Annotated in this window: 11 protein-coding genes and 1 other annotated feature; of the genes, 5 read left to right on the top strand and 6 right to left on the bottom strand. The window is 41.0% G+C overall.

Annotated features, from left to right (window positions below; all coding sequences use genetic code 11):
* Positions 1–252: 252 nt before the first annotated feature.
* A complete protein-coding gene (locus tag AC3WR0_RS02960) occupies positions 253–2,130 on the bottom strand; it encodes a sensor domain-containing diguanylate cyclase (RefSeq protein WP_492550902.1) in 1,878 nt (625 codons plus the stop codon).
* A gap of 171 nt (positions 2,131–2,301) precedes the next feature.
* Positions 2,302–2,448: a hypothetical protein gene (locus AC3WR0_RS02965; RefSeq protein WP_492550903.1), complete on the bottom strand. Its 147-nt coding sequence runs from the start codon at positions 2,446–2,448 to the stop codon at positions 2,302–2,304.
* A gap of 447 nt (positions 2,449–2,895) precedes the next feature.
* Here AC3WR0_RS02965 and rpsD point away from each other — a divergent pair, with 447 nt between their 5' ends.
* Entirely contained in the window at positions 2,896–3,498 is a 603-nt protein-coding gene (rpsD, locus tag AC3WR0_RS02970; protein WP_492550904.1) for a 30S ribosomal protein S4, read from the top strand.
* Between the two features lie 271 nt (positions 3,499–3,769).
* On the opposite strand, the gene tyrS is transcribed toward rpsD, so the two are convergent.
* The gene (gene tyrS, locus AC3WR0_RS02975; RefSeq protein ID WP_492550905.1) at positions 3,770–5,023 is read right to left on the bottom strand and encodes a tyrosine--tRNA ligase; all 1,254 of its coding nucleotides are present in this window, start codon (positions 5,021–5,023) and stop codon (positions 3,770–3,772) included.
* 230 nt (positions 5,024–5,253) lie between these two features.
* Positions 5,254–5,471 (bottom strand) — a binding site (T-box leader).
* Positions 5,472–5,598: 127 nt separating this feature from the next.
* Here tyrS and AC3WR0_RS02980 point away from each other — a divergent pair.
* Positions 5,599–8,334, top strand: coding sequence for a transglycosylase domain-containing protein (locus AC3WR0_RS02980; RefSeq protein WP_492550906.1), 2,736 nt, complete (start codon positions 5,599–5,601; stop codon positions 8,332–8,334).
* 395 nt (positions 8,335–8,729) lie between these two features.
* Here AC3WR0_RS02980 and acsA read toward each other — a convergent pair whose 3' ends face one another.
* Complete coding sequence (gene acsA, locus AC3WR0_RS02985) at positions 8,730–10,448, bottom strand: acetate--CoA ligase (protein ID WP_492550907.1); 1,719 nt, start codon at positions 10,446–10,448, stop codon at positions 8,730–8,732.
* Between the two features lie 201 nt (positions 10,449–10,649).
* On the opposite strand from acsA, the gene AC3WR0_RS02990 reads away from it, so the two are divergent.
* From AC3WR0_RS02990 to AC3WR0_RS03000, 3 genes are read left to right on the top strand one after another with little or no spacing between them, the layout of a single operon-like run.
* A complete protein-coding gene (locus AC3WR0_RS02990) occupies positions 10,650–11,282 on the top strand; it encodes a GNAT family N-acetyltransferase (protein WP_492550908.1) in 633 nt (210 codons plus the stop codon).
* A gap of 20 nt (positions 11,283–11,302) precedes the next feature.
* Entirely contained in the window at positions 11,303–11,950 is a 648-nt protein-coding gene (locus tag AC3WR0_RS02995) for an acetoin utilization AcuB family protein (protein ID WP_492550909.1), read from the top strand.
* Entirely contained in the window at positions 11,947–13,119 is a 1,173-nt protein-coding gene (locus AC3WR0_RS03000; protein ID WP_492550910.1) for an acetoin utilization protein AcuC, read from the top strand. Before AC3WR0_RS02995 ends, AC3WR0_RS03000 begins: the two co-directional genes overlap by 4 nt.
* 75 nt (positions 13,120–13,194) lie before the next feature.
* Here the strand turns inward: AC3WR0_RS03000 and ccpA are convergent, their stop codons facing one another.
* Both ccpA and AC3WR0_RS03010 read right to left on the bottom strand, forming a co-directional pair.
* Positions 13,195–14,193, bottom strand: coding sequence for a catabolite control protein A (ccpA, locus tag AC3WR0_RS03005; RefSeq protein ID WP_492550911.1), 999 nt, complete (start codon positions 14,191–14,193; stop codon positions 13,195–13,197).
* A gap of 250 nt (positions 14,194–14,443) precedes the next feature.
* Positions 14,444–15,520 carry a bifunctional 3-deoxy-7-phosphoheptulonate synthase/chorismate mutase gene (locus tag AC3WR0_RS03010; RefSeq protein ID WP_492550912.1) on the bottom strand — a complete coding sequence of 359 codons (1,077 nt, stop codon included), beginning with the start codon at positions 15,518–15,520 and terminating at the stop codon, positions 14,444–14,446.
* Positions 15,521–15,581: the final 61 nt, after the last annotated feature.

Here is a 15,581-nt window from a genome sequence, read left to right on the forward strand (position 1 = left end):
GGAATAAAGGGAAGAGATTTATATTAAGACATTAGAGAAACTTGACAGTCCCATTGGTGGAAGCCCAATCAAAACGGCATATTCTTGAAAAAGCTATGCTTTTTCTGCGTGCGAGGCAAAACTGGGCGATGCCTTACTTATCCTGTGCCTTTCGCCTGATTAAGACATCTTGAAAAGGCTAGCGCTTTTCGGCGAAGTTGTGGATATACATTCTGTTTAGCTAAACAAAAGGCATTCCCAAAATGGGAATGCCTAGAATATGTTTATAGGATTGCCTTGTGATATTACTTTATTTTTCCCTGAATTTTTCGCAAAATAAAGTGCTTCGTCAGCACGTTTAAATAAAAACTTAAAGGAGTCCACCCTGTCACGGTTCCAATATGAAACTCCGCAGGATATGGTAACATGCGGACTTGAGTTTTCCGCGACCTTCTCAACCAGCCTTTCAGCAATAGCCAATCCGGAGTGGAGAGTGACCTTTGGCAGATAAATGGCCAGTTCCTCACCGCCCCAGCGCGCGCCAATATCGGACCCGCGGATATTAGCTTTAATCACATTAGCTACCTGAATTAATACTTCATCTCCAATTTGATGACCAAACGAATCATTGATTGCCTTAAAGTCATCAATATCAATAAGGATAAAGGTTCCCTGCTCATCCTCCAGCATAGAACGCTGAATTTTCTCATCTAAATAATTCCGGGAGTGAAGTTTGGTTAAATGGTCTGTTATGATCATTTTTTCAAGTTCTTCCCTCAATATGGAGTTTGTAAAAGCTAGGGTTGAATGATGAATCAAAGACTGGATTAACTTAAAAGTATCAAAAGAAAAATAGTATGGATCACCGTGAATGACAACTGCCAGCCCTTTAAGAGTTTGGCTTTGTATCATGGGAACGGCCAAGACAGAACGGTATTTCCTTTCCATGCCGTTTTCCGGCAAAGCTAAATCCCCAATAAAAAGGGAATCATTTTCTTTCCTTATTTTGTCCATTAAATATTCTATATAAGGTTTAGACTCATCGGTTTGAAAAAACATTGTTGAACCTGAAAGGACCTCTGGATTTGATTCATTTCCATCAACCATAAAAAAGCCTACTTCACTTGCTCCAAACGAATGGATGATCTGCTCGCACATGTAATTGATCGTTTCGTTTAACCGTAAATTAGAATTTAGGCGATGGGAAGTCTCATTGATTAGCTGTAAATCAGAAATTAATCTCTTGGATTGCTGATAAAGCTGAGCATTTTCAACTGCAGTCCCTGCTGTATCTGCCAAAAGTGAAATAAACTCCACTTCATTTTTAGGAAAGACAAGTGTATTGGGAGCAACTACCTGAAGTACACCATAAACTCCCTGCTTACCTTTCAAGGGAGCATATAGAATGGATCTTCTTTCCTGAACGGAATCTTCAAATTGAATGTTTCCAGTCAAATAGGCCTGCATGGCAGCAATATTCCCACTATCGTATTCAAGATCCTTAATTGGCAGCTCACTATGGCTATGGTTGTCCTGTGATAACAGCAAATAATAAGAAAAACCAGGATACACTTCTTGTAGAGTTTTAATAATCTCTCCAAGCACCTCATTCATATCCATTGTAGAGTGAAACTTTTCTGTAACCCGGAAAAGGAGCTTATATCGCTTCTCCTCCATAATTTTTTTCGAAAGTCCCTCCAGCTTAAACAAAAAGTTTCCGCATTCTTTGGATAGTTCCTCTAAGATTTGAGCTTCAAGCTGCTTCTTTTCAGTAATCAGCAAAAAACCAAGAATACTTTCATCGTGTTTAAGCAGTACAATATAATCATATTCGGAAAAGCCCTCCAGCGGAAAAGGCTGTTTATGTATATTGTGCAGATCTGATACTGATTCAAGTTCTTCAAAAGGAATTACCTTTGATAAAGAGGAAATAGACGGCTCTTTTTCCGAAATGGTAATCTCATGATAAAATTGCTGTTTCCAAGCATTGCTGCAAAAGAGGGTTAACTCTTCAGCATTAATGATTCTTCTAACAGCTTTGGCCATTTCACTTGAAGCTGCTTTGAGAAGGTTGGGTCCAGACTGGGTGGCAATAATATCAAAAAAACAGCTTTTTAGCTGCAAAACCAAATCACTTTCAATTCTTTCCATCCCATTAATCACCTAATTTTGCGAGCAATTTATCTTTAAAAAATCCCATGAATTTATAACTCTGCTTTATTTTAAGACTTTTTTTGTATACTTTGTTGTTTATAAAAACAAAAACAGACTGCTTTCCGCGGGCAATCAAGCTACTGCCTATAAATAATTTCGTGATAAGCATCAATGTACAGCTGCTTGCAGCTTTGCGGCGAGCTGAAGGTTAGGTCCTTCGAATATTCTTTGGCGGAAGGAACACGCATCCTCGGCCGTTAACGACCTGAGAGGTCTCGCATGGCCTGCTTTTCCCGCAGAACGTTGAGATTGCATCGGTGATCGTCACCTCGAAGAAAATGTGGATTCATTTTCGAGGAGTCTCACCTATTTTTCTCACAGTTTCTTCAGATTGCAACAATCTCTTAGTAGAAAGCCTATTTTAAAGAACATAACTAAACTAGTTTATTATATCACACAATAAGCCATTGGCAGCATAGTTTTCTGTAAATTAAAAACATCAACATTTTAAAGGAATTCTTTTTATATCTCATCATGGACTTGACTTTTAGTACATTTAGATTATATAATAGCGTTTGTGTAAAATATTGCAGACTATGTGAACACTTTATTGTCTACATTTTGTTCCTCGGGCTAAGCTGATGGTGCATCTTGTAACCCTATTCTGCTGGGGCGAAGGTGCATGAAAACAAAATGTCCATTAAAGAAGCGTCACAACAGTTTTTATTTTACCAAAATAAAAACACTTAGGAGGAGTCTCTCATGGCTCGATATACAGGTCCTTCATGGAAAATTTCCCGTCGTCTAGGAATCTCTCTTAGCGGTACAGGTAAAGAGTTAGAAAAGCGTCCTTACGCTCCAGGTCCACATGGTCCAAACCAACGCAAAAAGCTTTCTGAATACGGAATGCAATTGCAGGAAAAACAAAAGCTTCGTCATATGTACGGAGTAACCGAGCGCCAGTTCCGCAACCTGTTTGATAAAGCAGGCAAAATGGCTGGTAAGCACGGTGAAAACTTTATGGTTCTTCTTGAATCACGTCTTGACAACGTTGTTTACCGTTTAGGCTTAGCACGTACACGCCGTCAGGCTCGTCAATTAGTAAACCATGGCCACGTTCTTGTAAACGGCTCACGCGTTGATATCCCATCATTCCGCGTTGCAGCTGGCCAAACAATCACACTTCGTGAAAAGTCACGCAACCTTGATGTTGTGAAGGAAGCTATCGAAGTTAACAACTTCGTACCTGACTATTTGACTTTTGACGCTGATAAGCTAGAAGGAACTTTCACTCGTCTTCCTGAGCGTTCTGAACTTCCAGCTGAAATCAACGAAGCTCTTATCGTTGAATTCTATTCCCGTTAATAGGGAGTTTATCGCAAAAACCCTGCCGTCCTGGCAGGGTTTTTTTTATTTATAGCAATAGAATCGGTTCTTCTCTCCCCATTTCTGCGGATACTTACTAAAATTTATGCCTCAAAAAAACTTCTACCTGCTTGAAGGAAACTTCTACATCATTTCGCTAAACTTCTGCCTGCTTGATGGAAACTTCTACTTCATTTCGCAAAACTTCTACTCCTTTTAAGGTAAAAAGGACCAGCATCATCCGCTGGTCCCTGGTATAAATTCAATTTAATTAGTATTTAATAAGGAAGTATTTTTTCTTACCGCGGCGGATGATAGTGAATTTCTCTTCCACTCGGTCAGTATCTTTTAATTCATAAGCTGAGTCAGTTATACGTTCACCATTGACCGTTACAGCGCCATTTGCAATATCTTCGCGCGCCTGGCGTTTTGATGGAGATATTTTCGCCGCAACCAAAAGGTCAACCAGATTTTCTTCACCAGCAAATTCGTAAGAAGGAACATCTTTAAAACCCTGAAGAATTTCATTGGCAGTAAGATCTTTTACTTCGCCACTGAATAACGCAGCCGAAATCTTAATTGCCTGATCGAGAGACTCCTCTCCATGAATTAAACGGGTCATTTCTTCTGCAAGAGCTTTTTGAGCTTTGCGAAGATGAGGCTCTTCCTGTACAGATTTTTCCAACACTTCTATTTCCTCTTTTGAAAGGAAAGTGAAGAACTTTAAGTATTTTACAACGTCAGCATCAGAAGTGTTAATCCAGAATTGATAAAACTCGTATGGAGTTGTTTTTTCAGGATCAAGCCATACAGCGCCGCCTTCCGTTTTTCCAAATTTAGTTCCGTCTGCTTTTGTTACAAGCGGTATTGTTAAACCGAAAGCCTTCTTTCCTTCCGGATTTAACTTACGGATCAATTCAAGTCCGGAAGTAATGTTGCCCCACTGGTCGCTGCCTCCGATTTGAAGCCTGCACTGATGGTTTTCGTATAAATGCAGAAAATCCATAGCCTGAAGGATTGTATAGGTAAACTCCGTAAATGAAATACCCGTATCTAGACGGGAAGAAATTGTATCTTTCGCAAGCATGTAGTTAATACCAAAGTTCTTACCGATATCACGAAGGAATGTAACGATATCCATTGAACCTGCCCAATCATAGTTGTTCACCATAATGGCAGCATTCTCTCCGGTGAAGCTGAAAATTTTCTCCATTTGCTTTTGGAGACCTCTTACGTTTTCCTGAACGGTTTCAAGTGTAAGCAATTTCCTCTCTTCGCTCTTTCCACTTGGATCTCCGATAAGTCCTGTAGCACCGCCTACCAATACAAGAGGACGATGTCCACTTTGCTGAAATCTTCTTAATGTCAAAAATGGAAGTAAATGACCGATATGCATACTATCAGCAGTCGGATCGACACCGCAGTACAGAGATATTTTCTCATTAGATAGTGTTTCCTTAATTCCATCTTCATCTGTCTGTTGGTATACTATTCCTCTCCATTGTAAATCCTCTAACAGTTCCATACCCATTCCTCCTTTAAAAATAAGGCTCTGTTAAACTGGACTGTTGATTTTCGCTCACTGGCTCACTTTCCGCGGGCGAACCGGGAGCCTCCTCGGCGTTTTGCGCCTGTGGGGTCTCCCCCAGCCCGCTTTTCCCGTCGGAGTCTCGCGCCTTCCACTCCAATCAACATAGTCAAAAAATCAACAATATGCTTTAACACAGCCAAAAATAAAAAAGTCCCTGCATAAAATGCAGGGACGCTAACATGCGCGGTACCACCCGGCTTGAGGAAAAAAATTCCCCCAACTCGACAAAATTAACGGTTTCTTCCGTCCGCCACTACTGACCAAGGTTTCATGGCGAAAGCTCCGAGAGGTAATTCATCCTTCTATTTGTACCGGCTTACACCAGCCGCCGGCTCTCTAAAACAGGGATAGAAAAACTACTGATTCTCTTCTCAGCTTATAAAATATAAATTTAAACTATAGCTCTTTTTACCATATATCCTTATCAAATGTCAAATACTGAAAGCTTTTCTTTTTCTAATATGGAGATATGGTATAATAATATGTAATTTTAGGGGGGAATGATGCGAATGAAGGAAAAATGGCGAACGTGGAAAGAAAAAATACAATCCATCTATAGCCACAATACCGGTAAGAAGGCCGTTAAAGGGGCTCGCGTAACCTATTCCGTAATGTGGAACCTCTTTCTTATATTTATCGTTATTGTTATTTTGGGAGGAGCTTTTGCTACCGGTGCAGGGGCAGGTTTTTTTGCATCCCTGGTAAAAGATGAGCCTATAAGATCATACAACAGCATGAAAAAAGAAATATATGACTATACCGAAACCTCTGATCTTTATTTTGGCAACGACGTATACCTTGGCAAAATGCGATCTGATCTTGAAAGAGAAGAAGTAAAGATTGATGATATTTCCGATAATCTGATTAAAGCCGTTGTAGCAACGGAGGATGAATACTTCTACCGGCACAATGGTGTTGTTCCTAAAGCCATTTTCCGTGCCATGTTTCAGCAGGCCACCCATTCTGCCGTGCAATCCGGAGGCAGTACGCTTACTCAGCAATTAATAAAAAATCAAATTCTAACTAACGATGTTTCTTTTAAGAGAAAAGCCAATGAAATTCTTTTGGCTCTCAGGCTTGAAAAGTTTTTTGATAAAAAACAAATCCTTGAAGCTTATTTAAATGTTGCTACTTTTGGAAGAAATTCTTCTGGACACAATATTGCAGGCGTACAGGCAGCTGCACGCGGTATTTTTGGCAAAAAAGCAAGCGAATTAAACCTTCCTGAGGCTGCTTTTATTGCCGGTCTCCCGCAAAGCCCATTCGGCTACACTCCCTTTACCCAGGATGGAACAGTCAAACAGCACCTGGAGCCGGGATTAACCCGCATGAAAACCGTTTTAAAACGGATGTATGATGGCGGTTACATAAATAAAGACCAATATAATCAGGCACTTGCTTATGATGTTAAAAAGGACTTTGCACCGCCTGGAGAGAGCACGATTGAAAAATACCCTTGGCTTACCTTTGAAATAGAAAAGCGTTCCATAAAAATCCTGGCAGAAATGCTCGCTAAAAAAGATGGTTATGAAACAAAAGATTTGGCAAAAGATAAAAATCTTAATAACAGCTATATTGAGATGGCAAACCGTGACTTAAGGCAAAAAGGCTATAAAATTTATACGACCATCGATAAAAATATTTATGATGCAATGGAGCAGGCAAAAGATAAATACCCTTATTTTGGTCCTGATAAACCTCAGGTAGTTCCTGACACGGCAACAGGCGGAAACAAGACAATTATGGAGCCTGTTGAAGTGGGCGCTATGCTGATTGAAAACAAAACCGGAAAAATTATCAGTTTTGTTCCCGGACGGGATTATAAACGCCAGCAGTTAAACCATGCCACAAGTGCTCTAAGACAGAACGGATCGACCATGAAACCGCTTCTTGTATACGGTCCTGCTATAGAGCTTGGAAAAGCATCACCGGGAACGGTCCTCCCAGATGTTGCCCTGAGACTTTCTCCGGCAGTCAACAGACCATGGCCTACCAACTACGATAGACGATACAGTGGGCTTGTTTCTGCGAGGTATGCTCTTGCAAAGTCTTATAATGTACCGGCTGTAAAGCTTTATAAGGACATCCTGCCGCAACAGCCTGCCAAGTATCTGGAAAAGATGGGTTTTACCTCTCTTCGGCCAGATGATTATACGAATCCTGCTACAGCAATTGGTTCTTTAGGAGTAGGAGTTACGATTGAAGAAAATACAAATGCCTTTACCACTTTTGCAAATCAAGGGAAATTTATCGATGCTTACCTTATTGATAAAATACTTGATAAAGACGGCAAGATTGTTTACCAGCATCAGGTGAAGCCAGTAGATGTCTTTACCCCGCAAACTTCTTATTTAACTCTTGATATGATGAGGGATGTTATAAATATTGGTACCGCTGCTGGAGTGAAAAGAAAACTTAATTTTAGTGCTGACTGGGCAGGAAAAACAGGAACCGGAAACCAATACTTTGATTCCTGGTTTGTTGCCTCCAATCCAAATGTAACATTTGGAATATGGACAGGCTATGACCATAATAAATCTCTAAAAATATCGGGATTGTCCTACAGCCAGAGAACGAACTTCTTATGGGCTGACTTAATGAACGCAGCATATAAGATAAATCCTGCTCTTATTGCGCCAAAAACCAACTTTGAAATGCCAGGCGGAATTGTAAGAAAATCCTATTGCGCTGTTTCTGGTTTATTGGCCTCAAGTGTATGTTCGAAGGCAGGTCTCGTACAGAGTGATATTTATAATGCCAAATTCGCCCCAACAAAAGTTGATGATAATCTGGTTGACGGAAAGTTTGTGAAAATTGGAGGGCGCAATTATCTTGCACTAAGCTCAACCCCTGATGACTTTGCACAGCATGGTCTGATGCTAAACCCTGATTTCATCTCGAATATGGTTGGCAAGAATTTTAGAGATTGGAGCCAATTAATTCCGAAAAAAGACAGATGGGGAAAAATACTTGTACCAAGTGCAAAATTAGTTGATAACGGAAAATCTCCTGATCCGGTAACGCTAGCTGCTGCTGGTAATAAACTTTCCTGGAATGCCGCGCCTGACAGGGATCTTGTCGGGTACCGTGTTTACCTGGCAGGTGGAGGAATTTCCAAAGTGGCAAGCATTCCAACTGGTGCAGGACTATCCTTTACTGGAGGCCCAGGATCCTATTTTGTAACGGCTGTAGATATTGCCGGAAAAGAATCCGCTCCTTCTAACCTAGTACAAATTGGACAATAAAGAAAACTTGGCGAACGCAGAGCGGTTAGCTGCACGAGCTAGAAAAAGGGAAGCGCAAAGGCGTTTCCCTTTTCTTTTTACTAGTGGTTCTTAACAATGTTGTTGATAACAAGGGAATCTCCGACTCTCATCGAAATTGCATTCGCATTTCTTCGTGCGGCATTTTTTCGAGGACTATTTCAAAATCCTCCGGGAAAACGGGCTGGCAAGACCTCACAGGAGCACGAGCAAGAAGGACCGGTTCGTCCACGGAAAGGAGGCACACATGAAGGGGCAACCCGCTTTTCATCCGACTCACTCTTCTGCTTTTATATAATAATCATCAGTAATATTTAAAAGCTTCCCAGTAAATGAAAAACCGCACTGAAAAGACAGTACGGTTTTTTAGAAATCTATTAGTCTTCCATAGTGGATAGATCGCCTGCAGGGAGATTTAATTCCCATGCCTTAAGGACACGTCTCATGATTTTACCGCTTCGGGTTTTTGGCAGCTTGTCGCGGAACTCGATTTCCCGCGGTGCAGCATGAGCAGCCAGCCCCTTTTTAACAAATTGCCTGATTTCTTCCTTCAAATCATCTGATGCTTCAAAGCCATCCCTTAAAGCAACAAATGCTTTTATAATTTCGCCTCTCACAGGATCCGGTTTCCCGATGACACCTGCCTCTGCTACTGCTGGATGCTCTACAAGCTTGCTTTCTACTTCAAAAGGTCCAACTCTCTCACCGGAAGTCATGATAACATCATCAATTCTTCCCTGGAACCAAAAGTAGCCCTCCTCATCCATATAAGCGGAGTCACCTGAAACATACCAGCCCCCCGGCATGAAATAGGATTCATACTTCTGCGGATTATTCCATATGGTATGCATCATTGATGGCCAGCCCTTTTCAATCGCAAGGTTGCCCATACGATAAGGTGGAAGTTCATTTCCCTGATCATCCACGATAGCTGCTTTTACCCCTGGAATTGGTTTACCCATGGACCCAGGCTTAATTTGCATGGAAGGGTAATTACAAATCAGCTGTGCTCCTGTTTCGGTCATCCACCAGGTATCATGAATACGCAGGTTAAAGACCTTTACTCCCCATTTTACTACCTCTGGGTTTAACGGTTCTCCAACGCTTAGAATATGGCGAAGACTGCTAAGATTGAACTTTTTAACCACTTCATCTCCGGCACCCATCAGCATACGGAATGCAGTAGGCGCACTGTACCAGACAGTAACACCAAATTCTTCAATCATTTTATACCAGTTTTCAGGGCTAAAACGGCCTCCAACGATAACGTTTGACGCTCCCGCAAGCCATGGCCCAAAAATTCCATAAGAAGTTCCTGTAACCCAGCCTGGATCCGCTGTACACCAGTAAACATCTTCTTCTTTAAGATCCAAGACCCATTTCGCTGTCTGATAGTGCTGAATCATGGCATTATGAACGTGAAGAACTCCCTTTGGCTTCCCAGTAGATCCTGAAGTGTAGTGAAGGATGAGTCCATCAGTTTTATCGACCCATTCGATTTGGAATTCTTTACTCGCCGTCTTGAACTTCTCCTTAAAGTCAATTAACTGTCCTTCCTCCTGGACATTATTGCCGATAAGGAAAATATGCTTTAATGAAGGCAGTTCGCTTACAGGAACCCTGTCCAAAAGTTCAGGGGTTGTGACAAGAACCTTTGCTTCACTGTCCTGAAGACGATCCCTGACGGCACCTTCCATAAATGCTTCGAACAGAGGGCCAACAATTGCCCCAATTTTAACAGCTCCGAGAACTGCAAAGTAAAGTTCAGGAGAACGCGGCATGAAAATGAAAACACGGTCACCCTTTTCAACGTCACCGTAAGCTTTAAGGACATTTGCTGCTTTGTTTGACAGCTCCTTCATTTCCTTAAAGGTGTACTTTTCATCACGTTCCTGATCACGATAATAGAGAGCAACTTTGTTTTTCCTGAAAGAATCAGCATGGCGGTCAATTGCTTCATAGGCCATATTTACAAGCCCGGTTTCACTCCAGGTAAAGTTCTTTTCAGCTTCCTTCCAGTCAAATTGACTGTACAGTTCCTCATAATTACTTAAATTATGCTCTCCCTGCATAACTGGCAGCGCTTCCACTTTCATCTTTTTTCCCCCTTTTCCTATTTATGATATTATTATAGTATAAAAAATATTTATTCTCAATTTTAAAAATATTAATGGCAGACATTAAAAAAATTCATAAATATTTCTAAATAAAACTGAAAATTTAGTGAAAGCGCTTTAAATAACGAGATTTCATGTATAATAGAGTATAACTAGATTCTTTTTCCTGGTGGTGACTGAATGGAACATAAAAAAACATATAACGCCAAAGAATTAAAAACCCCTCTTGGGAGTTTGATTATAGAAGGGCCTATTTCTTCTGAAAAACTTGCAGGCTATGAGTTTCATGAAGGACTGGTAGCATTCCGTGTTCCGGAACAGCAACATAAGGCCTTGGTAGAAATAGCCGGGCTAGAAGATGGACGGATTATTATTGCACGGGACAGGAATACCATCGTAGGGTATGTAACCTATCTATATCCAGATCCTTTGGAACGCTGGTCAGAGGGAAAGATGGATAACCTTATTGAACTCGGGGCCATTGAAGTTATCCCTAAGTACCGAGGCTGCTCTGTCGGAAAGAATCTTCTAAAGGTTTCAATGATGGATGACGCAATGGAAGACTTCATTATTATTACAACGGAATATTATTGGCATTGGGACTTAAAGGGAACAGGCCTTAATGTATGGGAATATAGAAAGATAATGGAAAAAATGATGAATGCAGGTGGGTTGGAATGGTATGCGACGGATGATCCTGAAATTTGTTCCCATCCAGCCAACTGTCTTATGGCACGTATGGGAAAACGGGTGGATAACGAATCCATCCAGCAATTTGACCGCCTTCGCTTCATGAACCGATTTATGTATTAAAATTTTTAGGGGGCTTTCTGATGATTTTGGAAGAAATAATGAAAACATCTATAGCATCTCTTAGTCCGTCCAACACTATTGCAGAAGCTTTGGCTTTAATGGGTGACCATAAAATTCGGCATATTCCAATAGTCAATGATGCGTTTGAACTTGTGGGAATTGTTTCAGATAGGGACATACGCGATGCCGCTCCCTCCATCTTTCATCCGGAGGAACAATCGGAAGATTTACAGCAGCCGCTGTCAAAAATAATGAAAACCGATATTATAACTGGCCATCCACTGGATTTTGTGGAGGAAACAGCAGCTGTTTTTTATGACCATCATATTAGCTGCATGCCTATCACAAAGGATAAAAAATTGGTAGGCATCGTTACAGAAACAGATTTGTTAAGGACATTAGTTGAATTAACGGGGGCCAATCAGCCAGGCTCCCAGATTGAGGTCAAGGTACCAAACAAGACAGGAATACTTGGTGAAATTGCAGCCATCATAAGGAACCGGAAAGCCAATATTCAAAGTATCCTTGTTTACCCGGACAAAAAGGATGAACACTTTAAGGTTCTAGTAATCCGGGTTCAAACTATGAATCCTGTAAGTCTAGTTCAGGATCTAAAAAGTGCTGGCCACCATGTCCTTTGGCCAAATCTTCCGGGGATGGCTCCATGACCGATAAAAGTGTTCTAATTTACTCTGAAGACCTGCTAAAATACAAATTTAGCAATGATCATCCTTTTAACCAATTTCGGCTGAAATTAACTATTGATCTCTTAAAAAAAATAAACGCTTTGGACAACAAAATGATTGTTCCACCCCGAATGGCTACTGAAGAAGAACTCTGCCTAATCCATGACTCTGATTATATTAATGCCGTAAAACTAGCGGGCATGAATGCACTGCCCCGTGAAAAGGCAGAAAATTACGGATTGGGAACAGAGGATACACCTGTATTCGAGAAAATGCATGAAGCTAGCTCACTCTTGGTTGGGGGAACCTTGGAAGCAGTTGACCAGGTAATGTCTGGCCAGGCCCTTCATGCCCTCCACCTCGGGGGAGGGCTCCATCACGGCTTCCGTGGAAAGGCTTCAGGCTTTTGTATTTATAATGACAGCTCTGTTGCCATTAAATATTTACAAAAAAAATATAATGCCCGCGTCCTCTATATAGATACCGATGCACATCATGGTGACGGTGTACAATGGTCTTTTTATGATGACCCCGATGTGTGCACCCTGTCAATCCACGAAACTGGAAGATACTTATTTCCAGGCACGGGAAATGTAAATGAAAGAGGCCAAGGCAAAGGATATGGCTATTCCTTCAATATACCTGTTGATGCATTTACCGAGGATGATTCCTGGCTTTATGCCTATTCAGAATCTATTTACGAAATTGCTGAATTTTTTAAGCCTGATATCATACTTACTCAAAATGGGGCGGATGCACATTATCTGGATCCATTAACACATCTCTCTGCAACCATGAAAATCTATAGAGAAATTCCCCGGATTGCACATGAGATAGCACACAAATACTGCCAGGGAAGATGGATTGCAGTTGGAGGGGGTGGATATGATATATGGAGGGTGGTACCAAGAGCCTGGGCACTTATCTGGATGGAGATGACTGAAAACTCCAATTCTTTCGGCAGTTTACCAAAAGAGTGGGTGGAAGAATGGCAGCATCTTGCTCAAGTTCCCCTCCCAACTGACTGGGATGATCCAGAAAATATGTACGAACCCATTCCCCGCAAAGCAGAAATTGAAGAAAAAAACTTGCGGACAGTTGAAAAAGCACTCTACCCTCTCAAAAGCCAGACGAAAAGCGAGTCTGTTTAAAAAGACTGGGATAAAGAGTTCATAGCCCTATTAAAAAAGCCAGGTCCCCTAAAAATGGGGCCTGGCTTAATTGTTTTATTTAGTTGACTGTCGGTATTCAAGACGGTGCGGAAGAATGACGGTCTGCTCATCCACCGTTTCTTTATTCATTAATTTAGTCAGTAAACGCATGGCAACAGCCCCAATATCATATAAAGGCTGAACTATCGTTGTAAGCTGCGGACGGACCATTAGGGAAAGCCTTGTATTATCTGAACTGATTACTTCAAAGTCCTCAGGTATGCTATAGCCTTTATCCTCGGCGCCATGTACTACCCCAAGAGCCATTTCGTCTGCTCCGACAAGGATAGCAGTAGGTTTATTTTTTGCCTCAAGAAGTTTTTCAAAAGCTTCAATTCCTGAATCGTAAGTATAGTCACCTTCAGCCACCAATTCTTCATCAAAAGCAATTCCTGCATCCTCAAGTGCTCTTTTATAACCTCTTAATTTCTTTTCAGAATTTTTAGGCTCGTGAAGAGGACCCACCACAAATGCAACATGTTTGTGCCCTTTTTCAATAAACTCTTTGACTGAGTCGTAAGCTGCCTGCTCATAATCAATATTAACTGAAGGAACCTTTCCAGTTTCCTCAATTGAGCCTGCCAGAACAATTGGTACAGGTGATTTTTCAAACTCCTCAACATGGTCAGAAGTGATATTTCCGCCCATGAATACAATTCCATCTACTTGTTTGCTAAGCATGGTATTTAAAAGGTGTAATTCCTTTTCTTTATTCTGGTCAGAATTGCTAAGGATAATATTGTACTTGTACATTGTAGCAATGTCCTCAATTCCGCGAGCCAGTTCTGCATAAAAAATACTTGAGATATCGGGTATGATAACACCCACTGTAGTGGTCTTTTTGCTGGCCAATCCCCTTGCTACCGCATTAGGACGGTATCCAAGCCTATCGATTACTTCTACAACCTTTTTCCTTGTAGCAGGTTTAACATTCGGGTTTCCGTTTACAACACGTGAAACCGTTGCCATCGAAACATTCGCTTCGCGGGCCACATCATATATTGTTATATTCACGTTCTACACTCCTTTAAAAGCGGTACCTTTTTTCTTATTTTATATCAACCAGGAGTTACCTAGTCATTTACTTTTTTTAGATTGTGAGATATTAAACAAACTTCATTATGTCTTATGATACGACAAGCTGGCTCGAGTCGCAATAAACAACTTCTTTTTTCAAAAATAAAACGTTAAAAGCAGAAATCAATTTCACAAATGTCTAAATAAAAGCCTCCCGCATTAATGATGCAGAAGGCTACAAGTAAGCTTAAATTCGTGCGTAATTTAAAGATGATATTTCCTGGTAGAACTTGTCAAACTGGTTTAAATCCATTTGCTGTGCTGAATCGGATAAAGCAACGGCCGGATCCGGATGGACTTCAGCCATAACTCCGTCTGCACCAATGGCCAATGCAGCTTTAGCAGCTGGAAGAAGAAGATCGCGTCTTCCAGTTGAATGGGTAACATCGACCATAACAGGAAGGTGAGTTTCTTGTTTTAGTATTGGAACGGCAGTAATATCAAGAGTATTTCTTGTAGCCCTCTCATATGTCCGGATTCCTCGTTCACAGAGAATAATCTGGCCATTTCCTTGGGACATAATGTATTCTGCAGCATTTATAAACTCCTCAATTGTAGCTGAAATTCCTCTCTTCAAAAGAACGGGTTTATTAACTGCACCAGCAGCTTTTAACAGTTCAAAGTTTTGCATATTCCTGGCGCCAATCTGGATTACATCTAAATATTCAACTGCTGTTTCAATATCGGCTGGATTTACTATTTCACTTATAACAGCCATGTCATATTCTTTAGCGATTTGTTTTAAGATTTTCAGCCCTTCAAGACCAAGGCCCTGGAAATCATAAGGTGAAGTTCTAGGTTTAAACGCTCCTCCGCGAAGAAGCTTCAATCCTTTTTCCTTCATATTTTTAGCTACAGCAGCTACTTGTTCATACGACTCTACCGAACATGGACCGAAAACAAAGTGTGGCTTGCCATCGCCAATTAGTTCGCCCTTTAAATCAACAATCGTGTTTTCAGGTTTTTTCTTTCTGGAAACAAGTAATGCACGTTCATGGTCATCCTTTTGAAGGTCCATGCCGGCTTTAAAAATCTCCTTGAAAATGTGGTCGATGGTGGAATTCTCAAATGGACCATCGTTATTTTCTTTAATTTTATCAAGCATTTTACGTTCTCGGACCGGATCGTAGCGATTCTCACCCTGTCCCTCTTTAACCCGCCCGATCTCCTGGACGATTTGTGCTCTCTCATTAATTAATCTTAATAGCTCCATATTTAATTCATCAACACGCGTACGCAGCTGTTCCAAATTATTAGTGCCCACTATTCGTCCCGTCCTTTCTTTATTGAAAGCCTAAAAGTTACCTAAATGTATTCATTCATTT

The sequence above is a fragment of the Neobacillus sp. FW104-15D2 genome, assembly GCF_058790155.1.